Below are 18,874 nucleotides of genomic sequence, written 5' to 3'. Positions count from 1 at the left end.
CGATGGTCTCGCCGTACGGTGCCCCTCGCTTCCCGCCGCAAGGCCGCTCGCTGCGCGATCGATCCCGCCCGGTGGCGCCGTGAGCCTGCGCGAGGCGACCGATCCCTGGACCGCGGCGCCGCGATCGATCGCGGAGATCGTCGAGGACAGCCTCCCCCAGATCGAGGTGCGCTGCCGCCCGCGGGCCATCGCCACGGTCGTCGCCCGCGTCACGGCCGACCTGGGCGACGAGGATCCCCCGCGGCCCGCGCTGCTCGCCGCGCTGGCCCGGTGCGCCGACGGCGCGGCCGCCGAGGTCGACCGGCTGCGCAGCGCCGAGTCCGCGCTCGTGGTCGCCTACCAGTCGGCCGCCACCCCGGCCGAGCGGCGCGAGCTCCTCGCCCGGCAGCTCCGCGTCTGGGCGCGCGAGCGCAAGAAGACCGGCGCCGCCTCCCCCCTCGGCTGGGCCGCCGCGCGCGTCGAGCAGGCCGGCGACCTCTCGGCGCTCGCCCGCAACCTCGACCTCGAGGCGGCCCAGGAGCGCTTCGCCACGGCCATCGCCGACCGCCTCGACGAGATCGAGGTCGCCTACCACGCGCTCACGCACCTCGCGCAGGACCTCGACCCGCCCGACGCGCTGCACGTCGTCCGCGACGGCGGCGTCCTCCGGCTCGCCATCGCGCACGCCGAGCCGAGCCGCCCCGCGCCCGTCCGCCGGGCCGCCATGCTCGCGGCCGTCGCCCTCCTGCACCGCATCCCGGCGCGCGAGCGGCTCGGCCACCTCGGGCTCGACGCGGCCCGCTCGGTGCTGGCGTGGTCGCGCGGCGTGGGCGCGTCCCGCTGGGTGCAGATCGCCGCGCTCGAGATCGGCGTCCTCCTCTTCCCCGACGAGGCGTTCTCGCTGCTCGCCGAGCGCATCCGCGCGCGCGACCCGGCGGACAAGGACGGCCCCATCCTCCGCCGCAACGCCCTGCGCCTCCTCGGCGCGGCCGCGCGCCCGTCCGCCCCCGTGATCCCGCTCGGCGAGGCGCGCGCGGCGAGCGCGGCGCGGCCCACCGGCGCCGCCCAGGACCCGCGCCGCTGGAACGGCGCGCAGGCTGGCAACGGCAGCAGGCCGAGCGCCGCGCCGGAGGCAGCCTCGTCCGGGGGCGCCGTCGAGGGCCCGGGCGGCGCCGAGATGCCCGACGCGCCCGCGCCCGACTCGGCGCCCCGGCTCAGCGCGGAGACCGCCGCGAGCGCGCCGCCCGCGCGCGCGGCCGCCGCGAGCGCGGACCCGCTCGCCATTGCGCTCCTCGCCCGCGACGACCCGAGCGAGCACGTCCGCCAGGAGCTCGTGCGCCAGCTCCTCGCCCTCGGCAGCGCCGAGGCCCTCACGGCGCTCGCCGAGGTCGCCGAGGGCGACGGGTCGCCGCGCGTCCGCGGCTACGCCATGCGGGAGCTCTCGCGCTTCGCGACCGACCACGCGGACGCCGTCCCGCACGCCGAGCGCGTCGTCCGCTTCGCCCTCGTCAAGCCCGGCCCGCCGCTCGCGTCCCGCGCGGCCCTCGAGGCGGTGCGCACGCTCTGCGCCGGGCCCTACGCCCCGCTGCCGCCGGCGACGTTCGTCGACCTGCTCGCCGAGTTCGCGAGCCGCCCGGCGATCTCGCCGGATCTGTCCGACGAGGCGGCCGCGGCGCTGCGGCTGCTCGAGGTCGAGAGCCGCCCGGTCGCCGAGCACATCCGGCAGGCGCTCGTCGCCGCGGCCTCGGAGCTCCTCGAGGGCGAGAGCGCGCCGGTCGAGATCCCGGCCGACGCCGAGCCCCGGGACATCGAGCGCGCGCTCCTGGTCGCCTCGCGCGGCGACATGACCTACACGCTCCGGCGCCGCGGCCGGGGCCGGTACGTGCTCACGCGCGGCGAGCCGCGCGGCTTCCGCCTCTGGCGGCTCATCCACGAGATGCGCACCCCGATGCCGGACAAGCGCAAGGGGTGGATCCACACGAGCGGCCGCCTGTTCGCGGGCGAGCTCGTCGCGCCGCCGGTCGGCATGGCGGAGGTCACGCCCACGCGCGTGCCGGGCGAGCGCCACGTCTACCCGCCCGTCGGCGGCTGGGGGCCGTTCGTCCCCCGCATCGACGATCTGCTCGCCGCGGCCAGCCTGACCCAGCGCGAGATCCGCCTCATCACGGCGCGCGGGACGGTCACGGTGCGCGCGCCGGCCAAGCTCGCGCACCGGCTGCGCGCGCGCGCCCTGCTGACGTGGCGCTACGACCGCTACGCGCAGGCCCGCATGCGCGCGCTCGTGGCGCAGGAGCCGGCCGAGCAGAAGAAGTTCACGCTGATGACCGGCGAGCTCGGCTTCACGGTCGCGCTCGGCGACACCGGGGGCGAGGTCGACGGCCGCCCGTTCGCGCTCGAGCCGCACCTGCCGGGCAAGTACCTCGCCGTCGCGCTGCCCTCGGCGCTCCAGCTCGGCCGCGACTGGCTCGTCGGCCCGTCGGTGCCCGTCTGGATCGACAGCTTCCTCTCGTACCTGGTGTCGCCCGCGGGCAACGTCCCGACGCAGCTCGCGTGGATCGTGTTCCTCGTCCTCGCGTACATGGTGCTGCGCGCCGCGTGGATCATGACGCAGATCGAGCGCGCGCGCCGGGGCATCCCGCTCACCATCGGCGGCTGGGGCACGCGCGGCAAGAGCGGCTCGGAGCGGCTGAAGGCCGCGCTGTTCCACGCGCTCCGGTACGACGTCGTCGTGAAGACGACCGGCTGCGAGGCGATGTTCATCCACGCGATGCGCGACCTGCCCGCGCAGGAGATCTTCATCTACCGCCCCTACGACAAGGCGACCATCTGGGAGCAGCGGAACATCCTCGCGGCCGGGAGGAACCTCCGCGCGCAGGTGTTCCTGTGGGAGTGCATGGCGCTCCAGCCGCTCTTCGTGGACACGCTCTGCTCGGAGTGGATGCGCGACGAGATCACCACGCTGACGAACGCGTACCCGGATCACGAGGACATCCAGGGCCCCGGGGGCGAGGACGTCGCGCGGGTGATCGCGCGCTTCATGCCCACGGACGGGCTGTCGTTCACGACCGAGGAGCAGATGCTCCCGCTGCTCAAGGACCAGGCGCAGCGCAAGGGGACGAACCTCGTCGCGATCCCGCCCATCGACGCGGATCTCCTGCCGGTGGACCTCCTCGATCGGCTCCCGTACCAGGAGCACCCGCGCAACGTGGCGCTGGTGCTGGCGCTGGCGGATCACTTCGGGGTCGATCGCGAGTTCGCGCTGGTCGAGATCGCGGATCACGTGATCCTCGACCTCGGCGTGCTGAAGACGTACCCGACGGTGCAGTACCGGGGGCGGAAGCTGACGTTCTCGAACGGGATGAGCGCGAACGAGCGCGCCGGGTTCATGTCGAACTGGACGCGGCTCGCGTTCGACAAGCACGACATCGACGCGACGCCCGGCAAGGCGACGGTGATGGTGGTGAACAACCGCGCGGATCGGGTCGCGCGGTCGCGCGTGTTCGCGCAGATCATCGTCGAGGACATCGGGGTCGATCACGTGGTGCTGATCAACTCGAACCTCGGCGGGATGATGCAGTTCATCACGGAGGGGCTCGACGCGCGGCTGCGCGACATGGTGATCACGGGCGACGGGGGCAAGGAGCGCGCGCTCGAGCGCTTCGACGAGCAGATGAAGAAGGTCGGCGTCCCGGCGCGCGCGGGCGCGTTCGAGGACGATCTCACCCGGATGCTGCGCGCGCTGCCGACGATCGACGAGGCGGCGGCGGCGGCGATCGTGGGCGGCCCCGAGGTCCTGGGCAAGAAGGGGGAGCCCGAGGCGATCGAGGCGGCGGTGAAGAAGGCGCTGGAGGCGCACGCGCCGCCCGCGGGCGAGGACGACATCCGCCCGGACATCGTCCACCACGCGGCGCGGCTGTCGCGGCGGCTGGCCCGGCGCGACAAGGCGCGCGCGGAGGTCGAGGCGGCGCTGTCGCGGGGCGCCGACGCCGAGGCCAACCAGGCGTTCCGGGCGGCGTTCCGCGAGCTGTTCCTGGAGCGCATCGCGGTCCTGTGGAACGCCGACGCCAAGGGGGACAAGGTGATCGACTTCATCACGCGCGAGGTCCCGCCGGGGTTCGACGCGCGGCTGATGGGGTCGCAGAACATCAAGGGCACCGGGCTCGACTTCGTTTACCGGTGGCTGTCGATGGACCGGGTGCGGACCGCGATCGAGCGGATGCAGAGCAACCCCTCGGCGCGGCGCGAGGTGCTGACGTTCTTCCTGTCGTACTCGGATTTCGGCCTCATCGATCTGCGCGAGGCGCTCGCGGCTGTGCGCGCGGCCAAGGAGCAGGGCGGCGCCGGGTGGGCGGAGCACGCGAACCTGATCGACGGGGCGATCCGCAGGCTCGAGGCGCTCGACAAGGAGAAGACGGCGGCGCTCGTGGTGACGGGCAAGACGGGGGTGGGGACGAAGGTGCTGCTCCGGATAGAGCAGTTCGTGGATCACATGGACTCGGTGCGCCGGACGCGGTGGGCGAAGATCGTGATGGACGATCTGTTCGCGATGCGCATCGGCCACGGCCAGGCCGCGCTGCTGCTGCGGGAGATCGTCGGGCGGCAGAAGGGCGGCTGGCTGGCGAAGGACCTCGCCAAGTGGGTCGAGAAGCGCAGGGCGTGGCTGGAGAGCCGGCGGAAGAAGCCGAAGAAGGCCGAGGCGGCCGCGCCGCCGGGGGCGCCGGCGACGGAGCAGGGGTGAGGGGGGAGGCGGGCGACGGCGCGAGCTCGACCGCCTGGGGAACTGGGGGAAGGGGAGCCGCCGGGGGAGGAGGGCGGCGGTGGGCCGCTTCGGACCTTCCGGGGGAAGGGGGGCGGGCGTCTCGCCTCCGGCGGGCGGATGCCGTACGCCGTCCGCGATGGGACATCCTGCCAGGCGCACCGGGCTCTCGCCCGCGGAGTACCTCGCGTTCGAGCGGGCCTCCGATCAGAAGCACGAGTACGCGAACGGCGAGATCTTCGCGATGTCGGGCTGCACCCGCGCGCACAGCCTGCTGGCCGGGAACATCCAGCGCGAGCTCGGCAACGCGCTGCTCGATCGCGCCTGCGAGGTCCACACCTCCGACCTGCGCGTCAAGATCACGTCCACGGGGCGTTACGTGTATCCCGACGCCTCCGTGGTCTGCGGCGATCCCGCGTTCGAGGACGCGGAGCTCGACACGCTGATCAACCCGAGCGTGATCGTCGAGGTGCTCTCCGATTCGTCGGAGGCCTGCGATCGCGGCGACAAGTTCGCGCAATACCGGAGCGTCCCCTCCATCGTGGAGTATGTGCTCGTCTCCCAGAAGGAGGTGCGCGTCGAGCACTTCCAGCGGCAGCCGGACGGCCGGTGGCTGCTCGCCATCCTGGGCCCCGGCATGCAGCTCGAGCTCGAGTCGGTCGGCGTCGTCGTCGACGTCGATCGCGTCTATCGCAAGGTGCCGCTCGCGCCCTCCGAGCTCGACTGAGCGGCCCTCCTCGGGAGGCCCCGGGCGCGCTCGCGCCCGGGGCGGCGAGCGTCACTGCGCTGGACGGCAGTACTCGTCCTGCGGGGTGACCGACTCCACGACGACGGTCGTGCCCTTTCGGATCACGAACTCGCTCAGGCCGACCTCCTGGCCCTCTGGGCTCCAGTCGTACGTGTAGCCGAGGCGCGTCCACGGATATCCATCCTCGCCATAGGACGTCGCCTTCAGGGCGTTGAACCAGTCCTCGTGTTCTTGCGGCGTGCCGTCCGGGAAGTCGAGATCGGCGGTCGTGTCGTCGATCTCCAGGTCCGGCGTCGGGCGGAACATCGACTCCGCCGGCACCCAGAGCGCCACGACGCGGTCCTTGCCGCTGTCCGGCGGCAGGCCGAGCAGCTGCTCGAGCCGCAGCGAGAGCGCCGCTCCTTCGAGGCCGCTCGCGCGGCAGAACGCCTGGAGCTCGGGCGCCGCCGTGCTCCACACCTCGACGCCGAGCTCCGTCTCCTCGCCCACGAGCTCGTCATAGCCCGCGTAGGACGTCCAGGTGAGCATCAGCACGCGATCCTCGGCGTCGCGGACGAGATCGGCGGTCTCGTCGTCGATCGCCGTCAACGTGTCCACGCGCTCGCTCTCCTCGGCGATCTCGGCGTCGGCGACGGCCGCGTGGTACAGCGCGAGCAGGCTCGCCTCGCCGCCCGCGCCGCCGCTCCCGCCTGCGCCGCCGCTCCCGCCTGCGCCGCCGCTCCCGTCCGTGTCGTCGCCGCCGCACGCGACGAGCAAGGCGCACGCGCAAGCCCCCACCGCCAACCAGGTTTTGCCCATATCTCCTCGATGCCTCCCGCCCGTCCCGCCGGCTCAGCGAGAGCCGGCCGGACATCAGCCGCCGCAGGCTACAGCAACGAGGTGACCGGCGGGCCACGACGTTGAGGTGACGGCGCGAGGTCGTCGCCCGCGCTCTCCCGGCGCGCCATCACGCCGCGTCGTGAAAGATGATACCCACCGTGTGGCGATGCCCCGAGCGCACACGGCTGACGCCGTGCCGCATGTTGACCCGGTACACGCCGCGCGTGCCCTGCACGGGTCGATGGCGGACGGCGAAGACCGCCGCGTCGCCCTGGCGCAGCGGCACCACCATCGGTCGAGATTGCATCCGCGGGCGCTGCTCCGTCATCACGAGCTCGCCGCCCGTGAAATCGCGCTCGGGCTCGGAGAGGAGGATCGCGACCTGGAGCGGAAAGACGAGCTCGCCGTAGAGATCTTGATGCAGGCAGTTGTAGTCGCCCTCGCCATACTGCAAGAGGAGCGGCGTCGGCTGGACCTGGCCCGCGGCATGGCAGCGCTCGACGAAGCCCGCGAGCTCCTCCGGATACCGCACGTCGAGGCCCATCGCCGCGCTCCAGCGGTTCGCGACGGGCGCGAGGCGCGGATAGAGGCGGGTCCGCAGGGAGTCGACGAGCGCGGGAAGCGGGCGCGCGAAGTACTTGTACTCCCCGCGCCCGAACCCGTGCCGCGCCATCACCACCCGGCTGCGAAAGAGCTCGTCGCGCGCGTACAGCGCGGCCAGGTCGCCGCACTCGGCCACGGTGAGCAGGCCCTCGATCACCGCGCAGCCGTGCGCGTCGAGGTCCTGCGACACGCGCGCCCAGTCCACCGACGCCACCCGCTCGTCGTGGTCGCCGTCGCCGTCGTCCACGCCGCGCGCGAGGGCGACGGCCCAGCGCGGCGCGTTCACGCGCCCGCCTCCCGGTCGAGCAGCGCGCGCTTGCGCTCGACGCCCCAGCGGTAGCCCGACAGCCCGCCGTCGTTCCGCACCACCCGATGGCACGGGATCGCCACGGCCAGCGCGTTGGCCGCGCACGCCCGCGCCACGGCCCGGACCGAGCTCGGAGCGCCGATGGCGCCGGCGATCTCCGCGTAGCTCGCGGTCGCGCCCGCCGGGATGTCCCGCAGCGCCTGCCAGACGCGCTGCTGGAACGCCGTCCCGCGCACGTCGAGCGGCAGCTCGACCGGGGCGCGTGGGCTCTCCACGAGGCCCACCACCTTCGCGACGAGCTGCTCGAACCCAGCATCGCCGCCGATCAGGTGGGCTCGCGGAAACCGGCGCTCGAGATCGTGCAAGAGCTCCTCCGGATCGTCGCCGAGCAAAATCGCGCACACGCCGCGCGCGGTGGCGGCGACCAGGATCGCGCCGAGCGAGCACTCCCCGATCGCAAATCGGATCTCCATCTGCGCTCCTCCGGCGCGGTACCTCGTGGGCGTCATGCCCAGCACCTGGTTCGACTGCTCGTAAAAGCGCCCGCCCGAGCCGTACCCGGCCGCGTAGATCGCCTCGGTCACGGTGCCGTTCCTGCCGAGCTCGGCCTTCACCCGCCGGGCGCGGTGCGCCGCCGCGTACGCCTTCGGCGTCACCCCGGTCACGGCCTTGAAGATGCGGTGCGTGTGGAAGACGCTCAGCCCCGCGTGGCGCGCCAGCGCCTCGAGGCTCGGCGCCTCGTCGCTCTGCTCGATGAGCCGGCACAGCGCGGCCACCTGGGCCGCCTGGCGCTCGGCCAACGGGGGTTGGTCCGGCTTGCAGCGCAGGCACGGCCGGAAGCCCGCCCGCTCCGCGGCGGCCGCGGTCGGATGAAAGCCGACGTTCTCGGGCCTCGCGGGGCGCGCGCCGCACGACGGACGGCAGTACACGCCCGTCGTCTTGACCGAATAGAAGAACCTGCCGTCCGCGCTCGCGTCGCGGGCGATCACGGCGGTCCAGCGAGGGTCGCTCTCCACCACGGCGGCGAGGGTATGGGCCTTTCCCGGCATGTCGTCTGTCTCCTTCCGGCGCATCTTGCGGGTCACGAGGCGAGCTTAACCCCCGCCCGGATGGCCGCACTCCGGGTCTTGCTCTCGAATCCACGGGCGCCGGCGGGGCGCCGGGGCGAGGCCGAGCGAGCGCGGCGCGCCGCCGGGATCGCCTCGGATCTGCGCGCCGGGCGCGGGGCGGTCAGCTGCTGGGCTCGATCCGGGACAGGATCCCCTCCAGCGCCTCGACCGCGCGCATCGGCAGCCGCACCGAGACGGCGGTGGAGATCGTGGTCTCTTCCGGGTTGATCTCGACGGTCGGCACCCCCGAGCGCGCGGCCTCGAGGACGGGCCCGGTGATGTAGGGGAAGAGGCTCGACGTGCCGATCGAGACGACCACATCGAAGCCCTGCGCGAGCTCGCGCCGGAGGATCTCGACCTTCTCCAGGGGGAGCATCTCCCCGAAGAGGACGACATCGGGCCGGAGCACCGCGGCGCACTCCGGGCAGCTGGGGCAGGGGGCGAGGTGCGCGTAGTCGTCGACGTGCGCCTCGTACGTGCAGCGCGTGCAGAGGATGCGGCGGATATCGCCGTGGATGTCGATGACGTTGGTGGAGCCGGCGAGCCGGTGGAACCCGTCGACGTTCTGGGTGAGCACCCAGCAGCGCGGGATGCGGCGCTCGATCCGGGCGATCGCCGCGTGCGCGGCGTTGAACCGCGCGCCCCGGCACGCGCGCTCGATCTGGTGGATGTACTTCCACGTGACCTCGGGGCGCCGCTGGAACATCCAGCCCGAGAGCGCGTCCTCGATGGCGAGCCCCTCGTCGGTCCCCTTCTCGCTGTAGAGCCCGCCGATCCCGCGGTAGGTCGGGATGCCGGAGGCCGCGGACACGCCCGCGCCGGTGATGAAGAGGGCTGACCGGGCCGAGGCCAGAAGCGCGCTTGCTTGCTCGATCGACATCAGGGGCGCAGTCTACCCGCGTTGCCCGGGCCTGCGCCCGCGGATCGGCCCGGCGCCCGCGAGAGGTGCTCGGGCGCGCGCCCCGGTCCAGCGAGGGTCGCCCGCGGCTCCACTGCCCGGGCCCGCGGAGCCCGGCCGCGCCCGCCACGGAGCCCGGCCGGCGCGGCCGCGATCACGCGCTCTTGCCGTCGAATTTCATCGTCTTGAGCGACTCGATGTCGACGTCGTCCAGACACCGGACGTTGATGGCGCACATCTCTTTGCCGTCAGGCCCGATTCCCCGAGCGAACGACTCGATGCCGCAGACCGAGCAAAACGTGTGGTGAATGACCTTCTTGTTGAACTGGTAATCGGTGAGGACGTCTCCTCCTTGCTTGAGCGTGAACTGGTCTGCCGGCGTGAAGGCCAGCATCACACCCAGCTTCGAACAGCGCGAGCAGTTGCACACGCCCACGGGAGCGCTCAGGTCCACCTTGACCTCGTAGCGAACCTTCCCGCAGTGACAGCCACCAGCATAGGTCTTGAGCTCCGTCATGGGCGCATGGTGCCACAGCGAGCTGTCCGCGTGCCGCAAAAACGAGAGGCGCCGCGGCGGCTCGCGCACGGGAAGGGGACCTGCCCGCGCCGCAGCGGCCGCTCGCCGACACCGGGTTCTGCGGCGAAGCATTGGCTTCTGTCGGAAACTTTTCTCAGGGTTCAGGCTGCCAGCGTTCAGGCTGGTGCAGCGTGCCGGGCTCCCGGAGGCCGGGCTCCCGGAGAGGGATCGACTCAGGCCGTGTGCGTCGCCTACTGCTCCTCGTAGTTCCAGGTCAGCCCGCCATCGACGAAGTACGTCGAGCCGGTCACGTAATCGGCGTCCGCCGAGGCGAGGAACACGGCGAGCCCGGCGACGTCCTCCGGCTTCCCCAGGCGGCCGAGCGGGATCTGCCCGAGCAGCGCGCCCAGCTTGTCGCGATCCTTGAGCAGATCGGCGTTGATCTCCGTCTCGATCGCGCCCGGCGCGATGGCGTTCACGGTGATCCCGGTGCCGCGCAGCTCGACCGCGAGCGTGCGCGTCAGCATGCGGACGCCGCCCTTGCTGGCGCAGTAGGCCGCGAAATTGGGGAACGGCAGATCCTCGTGCACCGAGCTGATGTTGATGATCTTGCCGGGGCGCCCCGCCTCGCGCAGGTGGCGGACCATCGCCTGGCTCCCGAAGAACACCGCCTTGAGGTTGGTGTTCACGACCCGATCGTAGTCCTCCTCGGTCACCTCCCAGAACGGCGCCCGCTTCTCCATGCCCGCGTTGTTGACAAGCACGTCCAGCCGGCCGAAGCGCGCGACGACATCGCGGATCAGCTCCTGCACGCTCTGGACGGAGGCGACGTCGACGGAGAACAGATGACCTCGCCTTCCGGCGGCCTCGACCTCGGCCAGGGCTTCCTCGGCGCCCTCCTTGCTCTTGTGGTAGGTGAGCGCCACGTCGGCGCCCTCGCGGGCGAAGCGAACGGCGATGCTGCGGCCGATGCCCCGGCTGCTGCCTGTGACGAGCGCGATCTTGCCTTGCAATCTCATGGCGGCCTCCTGTCTCGACGGGGGACCGTGCCCCCGCGCCCCGCCGCTGTTGCCAGCGGAGCGTCACTCTGCACTTCCCGCGATCCGCGCGCGCCCTTCTGCTCGCTGCTCCGCTTGGTCCTCTCGGGCGTGGCCTCTCGCCGACCCGGGCTTCTCTAGCATGTTTGCGTCGCAAGCCAGCGAAGCCCGGCCGCCCGGCGCACGCCGCCTCGAGCCGCAAGCACGCAAACGGACGAGGCCGGCGAGCGCCCGCGCTGGCCGCGCGCTCGAGCCATCGACTCCGCGCGTGCCGTGCCATTCGCCACGCGCGCTGTCGCAAATTGCCACGCAGCCGAGCCCGATCGCGCGCAGGACGCGCCGCTCTCGGCTCAAATCGATGGCAAACCGCTTGCAAGGCGCGGGGGAGAGGGAGCCGCCCGGCACGGTCGGCTCGCCCCGACCGGAGGCGCTCCATGACCGATCGCGCATACGACAAAGACACGGCCTGGACCCACGCAGTGCTCCCGCCCATCGCCCCTCTCGCCGCCGAGCACAGAACGACGGTGTGCGTGGTGGGCGCGGGGATCGCCGGGCTCACGACCGCGTACATGCTGGCCAAGGAGGGCCGCGGCGTCATCGTCCTGGATGACGGCGTGATCGGCGGGGGCGAGAGCGGCTTCACGACAGCCCACATCGTCAACGCGCTCGACCGCCGCTGGACCGAGCTCGCGAAGCTCCACGCGCCGGAGCGCCTCCGGCTGGCCGCCGAGAGCCACACCACCGCGATCGACGCGATCGAGCGGATCGTGCAGGACGAGGGCATCGACTGCGACTTCCGCCGGGTGCCAGGGTATCTGTTCGCGGCGCCGGGGCAGCCGTCGAGCACCATCGAGGACGAGATCAAGGCGGCTCACCAGGCCGGCCTCGAGCGCGTGCACGGGGTCGACCGGGCGCCCCTCGAGAGCTTCAACACCGGCATCGCCGCGAAGTTCCCCGATCAAGCCCAGTTCCACATCCTCCGCTACCTCGCGGGCCTCGCCCGCGCCGTCGAGCGCCACGGGGGCAGGATCTACACGAGGGCGCACGTGGTCGACGTCGACGAGCAAGCCGAGCCCGACCACGTGGTCGTCAAGACGGACCGCGGCGTGAACATCGTCGCCAACGAGGTCGTGCTCGCCACGAACTCCCCGTTCCTGCCGTGGATCTCGGTGCACATGAAGCAGGCCGGCTACAGGACGTACGTCATCGCCCTGCGCGTGCCGCGGGGCTCCATCCCCCCTGGCCTCTACTGGGACACCGAGGATCCGTTTCACTACGTCAGGCTCAGCAACCTCGACGGCGCGGACGGCCCGGACGAGCTCCTCATCGTCGGCGGCGAGGACCACAAGACCGGTCAGGCCGACGACGCGGATCAGCGCCACGCCCGGCTCGAGGCGTGGGCGAGGGAGCGCTTCCCCCAGGCGGGCCAGGTCGTCCATCGCTGGTCCGGGGAGGTCATGGAGACCGCCGACGGGCTCGCGTTCATCGGCCGCCTCAAGAAGGAGTCCCGCATCCTGCTCGTGACCGGCGACTGCGGTAACGGCATGACCCACGGGACCATCGCAGGCCTCCTGTTGAACGATCTCGTCCACGGCCGCGAGAACGCGTGGGCCGAGCTCTACGACCCGGGCCGCCTCAACCTCACCCTGCAATCCGCGTCGGAGTACCTCAAGGAGAACCTGAACACGGCGGCGCAGTACGCCGACTGGCTGACGGGGGGAGACCTCGACGACGTGGAGAAGCTGCCCCCCGGGATGGGCGCCATCATGAGAAGGGGGCTCACGAAGCTCGCCGTCTACCGCGATCCGCAAGGCCATGTCCACGAGCGGTCGGCCGTGTGCACCCACCTCGGGTGCATCGTCGCCTGGAACCCGGCCGAGCGGACGTGGGACTGCCCCTGCCACGGGTCGCGCTTCGAGTGCACCGGCCGCGTCATCCACGGTCCGGCGACGAGCGACCTCAGGCCCGTCGACACCGCCACGCCGGGCGAGGCCGAGGCGCCCGCCGACAAGCGGCTCGCCCGGACCGGATGAGCGCGCCGCCGCCCCCGGGACACCGCGCGCGCCCCGGCGCGGCCTGCCGCGGAGGCGCCCGCCCAGCAGCGGCTCGGCGGCGTGAGCGCGGGCGGGCGGGCTGTCCAGACGCTCCCGCGCTCGTCGCGGTAGGTGAGGAACTGTGACACGACGGCGTGTCCAGGTATACGGAGAGCCATGCAGGAGAGCCAAAAGCCCGGGCCCGCCGCCCCGCCCGGCGAGGCGCCGTTCCTCGCGGGCGACGGCGAGATGGCGCAGCTCATGCGCGATCTCGACTGGTCGCGCACCCCGGTCGGCGCCATCGACCGGTGGCCGCAGAGCCTGCGCACCGCGGTCAGCATCTGCCTCGCGTCGCGGCACCCCATCGAGATCTGGTGGGGGCCCGAGTACGCTCGCTTTTACAACGATGCATACCGCCCCATCCTCGGCGCGACGAAGCACCCGCAGTTCCTGGGTCGCCCGGGGCGCGAGTGCTGGAGCGAGATATGGGACGTCATCGGCCCGATGCTCGACGGGGTGCGCGCCACCGGGCAGGCGACATGGTCCGAGGACTTCCAGCTGATCCTCTCGCGCAACGGCTACCAGGAAGAGACGTACTTCACGTTCTCGTATGCTCCTGTCCTCGTCGAGGACGGCACGGTCGGAGGCATCTTCTGCGCGTGCGCCGAGACGACGGGGCGCGTGCTCAGCGAGCGCCGCCTCCGGGCGCTGCGCGCCCTCGGCGTCCAGTCCGCCGCGGCGGCGATGGTCTCCGCGGAGGAGACCATCGCCCGCTCGGTGAGCGCGCTCGTCGAGAGCTCCGCCGACGTGCCGTTCGCGCTCGCGTACATGATCGAGCCGGGCGGGGCGGCGGCCCGCCTCGCGGCCGCCGAGGGGCTCGCCCCCGGCGGCCCGGCGAGCCCCGAGCGCATCCCGCTCGCCGACGGGGGCGGGATCTGGCCGCTCGCGGACGCCGCGCGGAGCCGCGCGTGCCTGCGCGTCGACACTCCCGCCGAGCGGTTCGGCGCGCTGCCCGGCGGCGCCTGGCCCGAGCCGTGCCGCGAGGCGGTCGTGCTGCCGCTCTCGCGGTCCGGGCACGCCGCGCTCCAGGGCTTCCTCGTGGTCGGCGTCAGCCCGCGCCGCGCGCTCGACGCCGCCTACAGCGACTTCTTCGAGCTCGCGGCCGGCAACATCGCCACGACGATCTCCGGCGCGCGGGCCTACCAGGAAGAGCGGCTCCGCGCGGAGGAGCGGGCCGAGCTCCTCGCGCGCGAGCAGGCGGCGCTCGCCGAGGCCGAGCGGCACAGGTCGCGCCTCGAGACGCTGTTCATGCAGGCCCCGGCCGGCATCTGCGTCCTGCGCGGGCCCGAGCACGTCTACGAGCTCGCGAACCCGCGGTACCTGGAGCTCGTCGGCGATCGCGACATCCTCGGCAAGCGCCTCCGCGACGCGCTGCCCGAGACCGCGCCGGTGGTCGTCCCCGTGCTCGACCGCGTGTACCAGACGGGCGAGCCGTTCTTCGGCAACGAGTTCGCCGTCTTGCTCGCGCGCGGCGGCGAGCCCGAGGAGCGCTTCTTCAACTTCATCTACCAGCCCATCTACGACGCCATGGCCAGGGTCGAGGGCATCGCCGTGCTCGCCTTCGAGGTGACCGACCAGGTGCGGGCGCGGCGGCGCGCCGAGCAGCTCGCCCACGCGCTCGCGATCACGAACCAGGATCTCGACCAGTTCGCCTACGTCGCGTCCCACGACCTCAAGGCGCCCCTCCGGGGCATCGCGAGCCTGTCGGAGTGGATCGAGGAGGGGCTCGCCGACAAGATGAACGACGAGGCGCGCCAGCAGATGCGCATGCTCCGCGGCCGCGTGCACCGCCTCGAGGCGCTCATCGAGGGCATCCTCAGCTACTCGCGCGCGGGGCGCATCCGCGACAGGCTCTCGCCCGTGGACGTGGGCGCGGTCGTCGCCGAGTGCGTCGAGCTCCTCGCGCCGTCGGCCGAGGCGCGCATCGCCGTCGGCGACGGCATGCCGACGATCCTCGCCGAGCGCGTGCCGGTGCAGCAGGTGTTCATGCACCTCATCGGCAACGCCCTGAAGCACGCGCGCCGCGCGGACGCCGTCGTCGAGATCGCCTGCGCCGACGCGGGAGAGTTCTACGATTTCACGGTGAAGGACAACGGCCCCGGGATCCCGCCGCAGTTCCAGGAGCGCATCTGGGGCATCTTCCAGACGCTGGAGGCGCGCGACAAGGTCGAGGGCACCGGGATCGGCCTGTCGGTGGTGAAGAAGATCGTCGAGACGCGCGGCGGCCGCGTGGCGCTCGAGTCGGAGCCGTATGCCGGCGCGACGTTCCACGTCTTCTGGCCGAAGCGCCCGAAGACGGCCTCGTGACCGGCGCGGCGGCGGCCGCGCTCAGCCGCCCGCTGGCGGAGACTCAGTGTTTGCCGAGGCGCTTGACCTCTTGTCCCGCGAGCAGCGCGTGCGCCTCCGCCAGCACCTCGGGGATGCGGTGCCGCTGCGCTGCGCCGGCGAGGGCCTGCGCGAGGTCGAGCCCCCGAACGCGCTCGGCGCGGTTGCCGGGGAACCAGTGGTCGCCGCTCCCGAGCAGGTTGTACCGCGCCTTGCCGTAGGCGGTCATGTCGAACGCCCTGACGTAGTTGTACAGCCGCAGGATCTCGCGGACGTTCACGTGCCCCGGGACGGCCTCCCACTCGGGCAGCCCGACGTGCCATGTGTCGACCCACGCGCGGCCGAGCACCCGCGCGAGCTCCTCGTCGAGCCGGCGGAGGATCGGCGCGAGCGCGTCCTCCGCTGCGCCCTCGCGTTCCAGGAACGGCAGGACCTTCACGTGCTCGTCGAAGTCGGACGGGCGCGCCGCGCCGACGCTGATCGTGTGGACCTCGGGGCGGGCGAGGCAGAAGAGATCGTTGAACACGATCGGCGAGAGGGGCTCGCAGAGCCGCACGAGCTTGTCGCTCGGCTCGTGCAGCTTGCCCCCCTTGTCGGTGGGGCTGATGATGAAGACCCCCATGTCGCGCTCGGCCGCGGCCTGGATGGCCGGCCAGGCGGTCTGGTTCACGTAGTACCAGTGCAGGTTCATGTAATCGAGGCGGCCGTCCTGCAACATCGCCATGATCACGCGCAGCGGCGCGTGCGTCGAGAAGCCCACCGCGCGCACGCGCCCCTGCCGCTTCAGCTCGAGCGCGGCGTCGAGGCAGCCCCCTTTGCGCAGCGACCACGCGACGCGCGTCTCGTCGTTCACGCCGTGGAGCGCGAACAGGTCGACGTGATCGAGGTGGAGGAGCTTCATCGAGCGCTCGAACGTCTCGAGGAACCTCTTCGGCTCTGCCTCGGGGGCGACCTTCGTCTGGACGATGATCCGGTCGCGCGGCAGCTTCGGCAGGATGTGCCCGAGCTGCTCCTCGCTCGTCCCATAGCCTCGGGCGGTCTCGATGTGGTTGATGCCGAGCTCGAGGGCCCGCGCGATGCACGCCTCGACGTTGCGCTGGCTCTCCGGCGAGATGCGGTCCTTGTCGCTCCAGGAGTGCTGGTACCGCATCCCTCCACACGAGAGGACGGGCATCTGGATCTCGGTGCGACCGAATCGGCGATAGAGCATGCGTGTCACCTCAGGCCCGGGAGCGGAAATCTACCGCACCGTGACAGCCCTCGGCAGGCGCCGCAACGCGAGGAGCGCGAGCGGCGGCGGCGAAAGGAGCCGGAGGCGCCGCCACGGCGAGCCGCGTCGGAGGCCGACGCCGCCGCCGTTCGCGCCTCCCTCGGGCTCGACGCGCCCCGCGAACCGGTCGATTTGTGTTGACATAACCATTGTGAGCGCTCACATCGATGTGAGGGTTCTCCCTTTGCTTCGGCCTGGTCCCCCAATGCGAGCGAAACCACAGCCTCGGAGCTGGGCACCGCGCACTTCGTGCGATCAGGGGTTCAGCCGCCGCCCCCGACACCACCGACGAGCATCCGAAGCGCTGAGGCCTCGAGCGCTCCAAGCCCTTTGGGCAAGCGCCCGTGCCTCGCTCGTGATCGGCCTCGGCGCTGGGCTGGTCGCCTGTAGCTCGGACAGCTCCCCCGCCGCCGCGGGTGGCGCGACGATGGTCGACGGCAGCAGCGCAGTCGGTTGCGCGCCCGCTCCTTTCGCGCAGAACCCGCGCAGCATCGCGGAGGTCGTGCGAATGGTGAATGCGCTGGAGAAGCCGCTCGACCTTCCGTGCTTCCTGGCGCACCTCGCTGGTCCGCTGCAGATGACCGCCTCCCTCAGCCCTACCAGCGCCCAGCCGTCGTTCGATCGTCGCAGCCCGCGGATCTTCGTGTTCCTGGATCCTCTCGTGTTCACCGTCGTGCCGGAGGGGCCGGGGCGGGGCCTGCTCGAGTTCGGCGAGCGCCGAGGCGACGCGCGATCGTTGAAGGGGGAAATCGAGTTCCCGGTGGCGAGCGAGCTCACGCCGGAAGCGCCGTTCGAGCATATCGTCTTCAACGAGCAGTACTCGACCTGCGCTTTTTGCCACGCCGACGAGACGCGCGCGCCCGACGTCCCCTTCGCCCGAGCCTTCGAGTCGGTGGCGCTCCGCCCGCCCGACAGGGCGGTGGTCAGCGTCGACGAGCTGCGGTCGGAGGTGCAGTCGTGTGACGCCGCGAGCGACCCCTACCGCTGCGCCATGCTCCACGCCCTGTTCGACCGGGATGCCGTCATTCAGCGCGACTTCCCCGAGAGCTACGGTACGCTTTGACGTCGGTCAAAGCCCTCCGCCGGCGCCGCAACGCGAGGAGGGCGAGCGGCGAGAGGAGCGGGAGGAGCCGCCACGGCGACCCGCCCCGCGGGTCGACGGCGCAGCCGCCGCCGCTGTCGCCCTTCTCGCCGGGCGCCCCGCCGCCCGTGGCCCCGGAGGCGCCCGTGGTCCCGGCGCCGCCGCTGCCGGCGCTCGTGTTCCCGGGGGTGCCGCCGCCGGTCCCGCTGCTGCACGTGCCGTTCGGGCAGCCCTCGCCGGGCGCGCAGAGGCCGGGATCCTCGTCGGTCTCGCCGTCGCAGTCGTCGTCGAGCGCGTTGCACGTCTCGGGGCTCGGCTCGCCGGGCGTGCACGAGCCGGGGGTGCACGCGATCGCCTCGCGGGCGCACATCCCGACGCCGCACACCTCGCGCACGCCCTCGTCCACCCGGCCGTCGCAGTCGTCGTCCACCAGATTGCACGTCTCGGCCGCGTCCGGGTGGACGTCAGGGGACCTGTCGTTGCAATCGTTCGAGCTCGGCGCGAAGCCGTCGGGGGGGCACTTCGCCTCGACCGTCGCGCCGAAGAGCGACCCGTACCCGTCGCCGTCGGAGTCCTCGTACTGCGTGGTCACCGCGAGATCTTCGTCGATCTCACCGTCGCAGTCGTCGTCGCGCCCATTGCAGGCCTCGTCCTGATCGGGGTGGATGTCGACGCTGTAATCGTCGCAGTCCCCGGCGCGCGGAGCGTGGTCGGCGGGCTGGGCGCAATCGACCCTGGGCACGCCGGAGTCGCCGTATCCGTCTCCGTCGCGATCGAGGTAATACGTCGTCCCCTCGCACCCGTAGGCAAACGCGGTGTTGGCGGCCGACGCGCCGTCTCCGCGAGAGCCGTTGTCGCCGTTGGCCGCGACGGCCCACACCTCGACCACGACCCCGCCCGGGGCCCCCGGCGCGATCCACTGCGCGTCGAAGCGGACGACCCCGCCGCTCGCCCGCTTGGGCGCGGAGTGGACGAGCTGGCGATCGTCGATGAGGTGAGTGCCCTGTCCGTCGATGGGCGCGAGGCGGCCTGTCCCGGTGCGGAGATAGATGCCACCGGCGTTGATGTTGGCGGCCTGGATCGTGACCTGCAGAGTCACAGCCTCGCCGGCCGCCGGGCTCTCGGGGCTATGGTCGATGGTGATCGTGGGCGCGGCGCCGCCGGTGTGGCAGCCGTTGCACCCCTCCACCGCCGTCCCGCCGCGGCGCGCATGGGCCTCCGACGCGACCAGCGTGGTCAAGAGGGCCAAGCTCACCGAGAGGGCCGGTGAAGAAAGCGATGTACTTCGCATGCGTCTCGCGCGCAGCTCGGGCTCGCGAGCTCCGCGCGCAC

13 protein-coding genes are annotated in these 18,874 nt (G+C 72.4%); 5 read left to right on the top strand and 8 right to left on the bottom strand.

The genetic code is table 11. The annotated features are described in order from the left end of the window. Nucleotides 1-79 precede the first annotated feature (79 nt). Together WME98_RS14265 and WME98_RS14260 are read left to right on the top strand one after the other, a co-directional pair. Nucleotides 80-4,717 carry a capsule biosynthesis protein CapB gene (locus WME98_RS14265; protein ID WP_437951798.1) on the top strand — a complete coding sequence of 1,546 codons (4,638 nt, stop codon included), beginning with the start codon at nt 80-82 and terminating at the stop codon, nt 4,715-4,717. A 157-nt stretch (nt 4,718-4,874) separates the two neighbouring features. Further along, a complete protein-coding gene (locus tag WME98_RS14260; RefSeq protein WP_437951797.1) occupies nt 4,875-5,462 on the top strand; it encodes a Uma2 family endonuclease in 588 nt (195 codons plus the stop codon). Between the two features lie 51 nt (nt 5,463-5,513). On the opposite strand, the gene WME98_RS14255 is transcribed toward WME98_RS14260, so the two are convergent. The 6 genes from WME98_RS14255 to WME98_RS14230 all read right to left on the bottom strand — a co-directional run bounded on the left by WME98_RS14255 (nt 5,514) and on the right by WME98_RS14230 (nt 10,755). After that, a complete protein-coding gene (locus WME98_RS14255; RefSeq protein WP_437951796.1) occupies nt 5,514-6,281 on the bottom strand; it encodes a hypothetical protein in 768 nt (255 codons plus the stop codon). A 148-nt stretch (nt 6,282-6,429) separates the two neighbouring features. Continuing rightward, nucleotides 6,430-7,152 (bottom strand): 2OG-Fe(II) oxygenase, encoded by a 723-nt coding sequence (locus tag WME98_RS14250; protein ID WP_437953982.1) that lies wholly within the window; start codon nt 7,150-7,152, stop codon nt 6,430-6,432. A gap of 35 nt (nt 7,153-7,187) precedes the next feature. After that, nucleotides 7,188-8,261: a bifunctional DNA-binding transcriptional regulator/O6-methylguanine-DNA methyltransferase Ada gene (gene ada / locus WME98_RS14245; protein ID WP_437951795.1), complete on the bottom strand. Its 1,074-nt coding sequence runs from the start codon at nt 8,259-8,261 to the stop codon at nt 7,188-7,190. A gap of 181 nt (nt 8,262-8,442) precedes the next feature. Then, nucleotides 8,443-9,201: an NAD-dependent deacylase gene (locus WME98_RS14240; protein WP_437951794.1), complete on the bottom strand. Its 759-nt coding sequence runs from the start codon at nt 9,199-9,201 to the stop codon at nt 8,443-8,445. Between the two features lie 172 nt (nt 9,202-9,373). Further along, nucleotides 9,374-9,736, bottom strand: coding sequence for a GFA family protein (locus tag WME98_RS14235; protein ID WP_437951793.1), 363 nt, complete (start codon nt 9,734-9,736; stop codon nt 9,374-9,376). Between the two features lie 251 nt (nt 9,737-9,987). Next, on the bottom strand, nt 9,988-10,755 hold the full coding sequence (locus WME98_RS14230) for an SDR family NAD(P)-dependent oxidoreductase (protein WP_437951792.1): 768 nt from the start codon (nt 10,753-10,755) through the stop codon (nt 9,988-9,990). Between the two features lie 452 nt (nt 10,756-11,207). On the opposite strand from WME98_RS14230, the gene WME98_RS14225 reads away from it, so the two are divergent. Both WME98_RS14225 and WME98_RS14220 read left to right on the top strand, forming a co-directional pair. Next, entirely contained in the window at nt 11,208-12,806 is a 1,599-nt protein-coding gene (locus tag WME98_RS14225) for an FAD-dependent oxidoreductase (protein WP_437951791.1), read from the top strand. A gap of 177 nt (nt 12,807-12,983) precedes the next feature. Further along, nucleotides 12,984-15,173 carry a sensor histidine kinase gene (locus WME98_RS14220; RefSeq protein ID WP_437951790.1) on the top strand — a complete coding sequence of 730 codons (2,190 nt, stop codon included), beginning with the start codon at nt 12,984-12,986 and terminating at the stop codon, nt 15,171-15,173. A gap of 43 nt (nt 15,174-15,216) precedes the next feature. Here the strand turns inward: WME98_RS14220 and WME98_RS14215 are convergent, their stop codons facing one another. Beyond that, nucleotides 15,217-16,401 carry an aldo/keto reductase gene (locus tag WME98_RS14215; protein WP_437951789.1) on the bottom strand — a complete coding sequence of 395 codons (1,185 nt, stop codon included), beginning with the start codon at nt 16,399-16,401 and terminating at the stop codon, nt 15,217-15,219. Between the two features lie 562 nt (nt 16,402-16,963). Between WME98_RS14215 and WME98_RS14210 the strand changes: the two genes are divergently transcribed. Further along, complete coding sequence (locus WME98_RS14210; RefSeq protein ID WP_437951788.1) at nt 16,964-17,524, top strand: hypothetical protein; 561 nt, start codon at nt 16,964-16,966, stop codon at nt 17,522-17,524. On the opposite strand, the gene WME98_RS14205 is transcribed toward WME98_RS14210, so the two are convergent. Further along, on the bottom strand, nt 17,484-18,782 hold the full coding sequence (locus WME98_RS14205) for a putative metal-binding motif-containing protein (RefSeq protein WP_437951787.1): 1,299 nt from the start codon (nt 18,780-18,782) through the stop codon (nt 17,484-17,486). The two genes, WME98_RS14210 and WME98_RS14205, sit on opposite strands and share 41 nt — an antisense overlap. Between the last annotated feature and the right edge of the window lie 92 nt (nt 18,783-18,874).

It is taken from the genome of Sorangium sp. So ce296, assembly GCF_051529605.1.
In the GTDB taxonomy this organism is placed as follows: Bacteria; Myxococcota_A; Polyangia; order Polyangiales; family Polyangiaceae; genus Sorangium; species Sorangium cellulosum_D.
The sequence above is the reverse complement of the archived record's forward strand: the minus strand, read 5'-3'. Positions and strand labels throughout refer to the sequence as shown.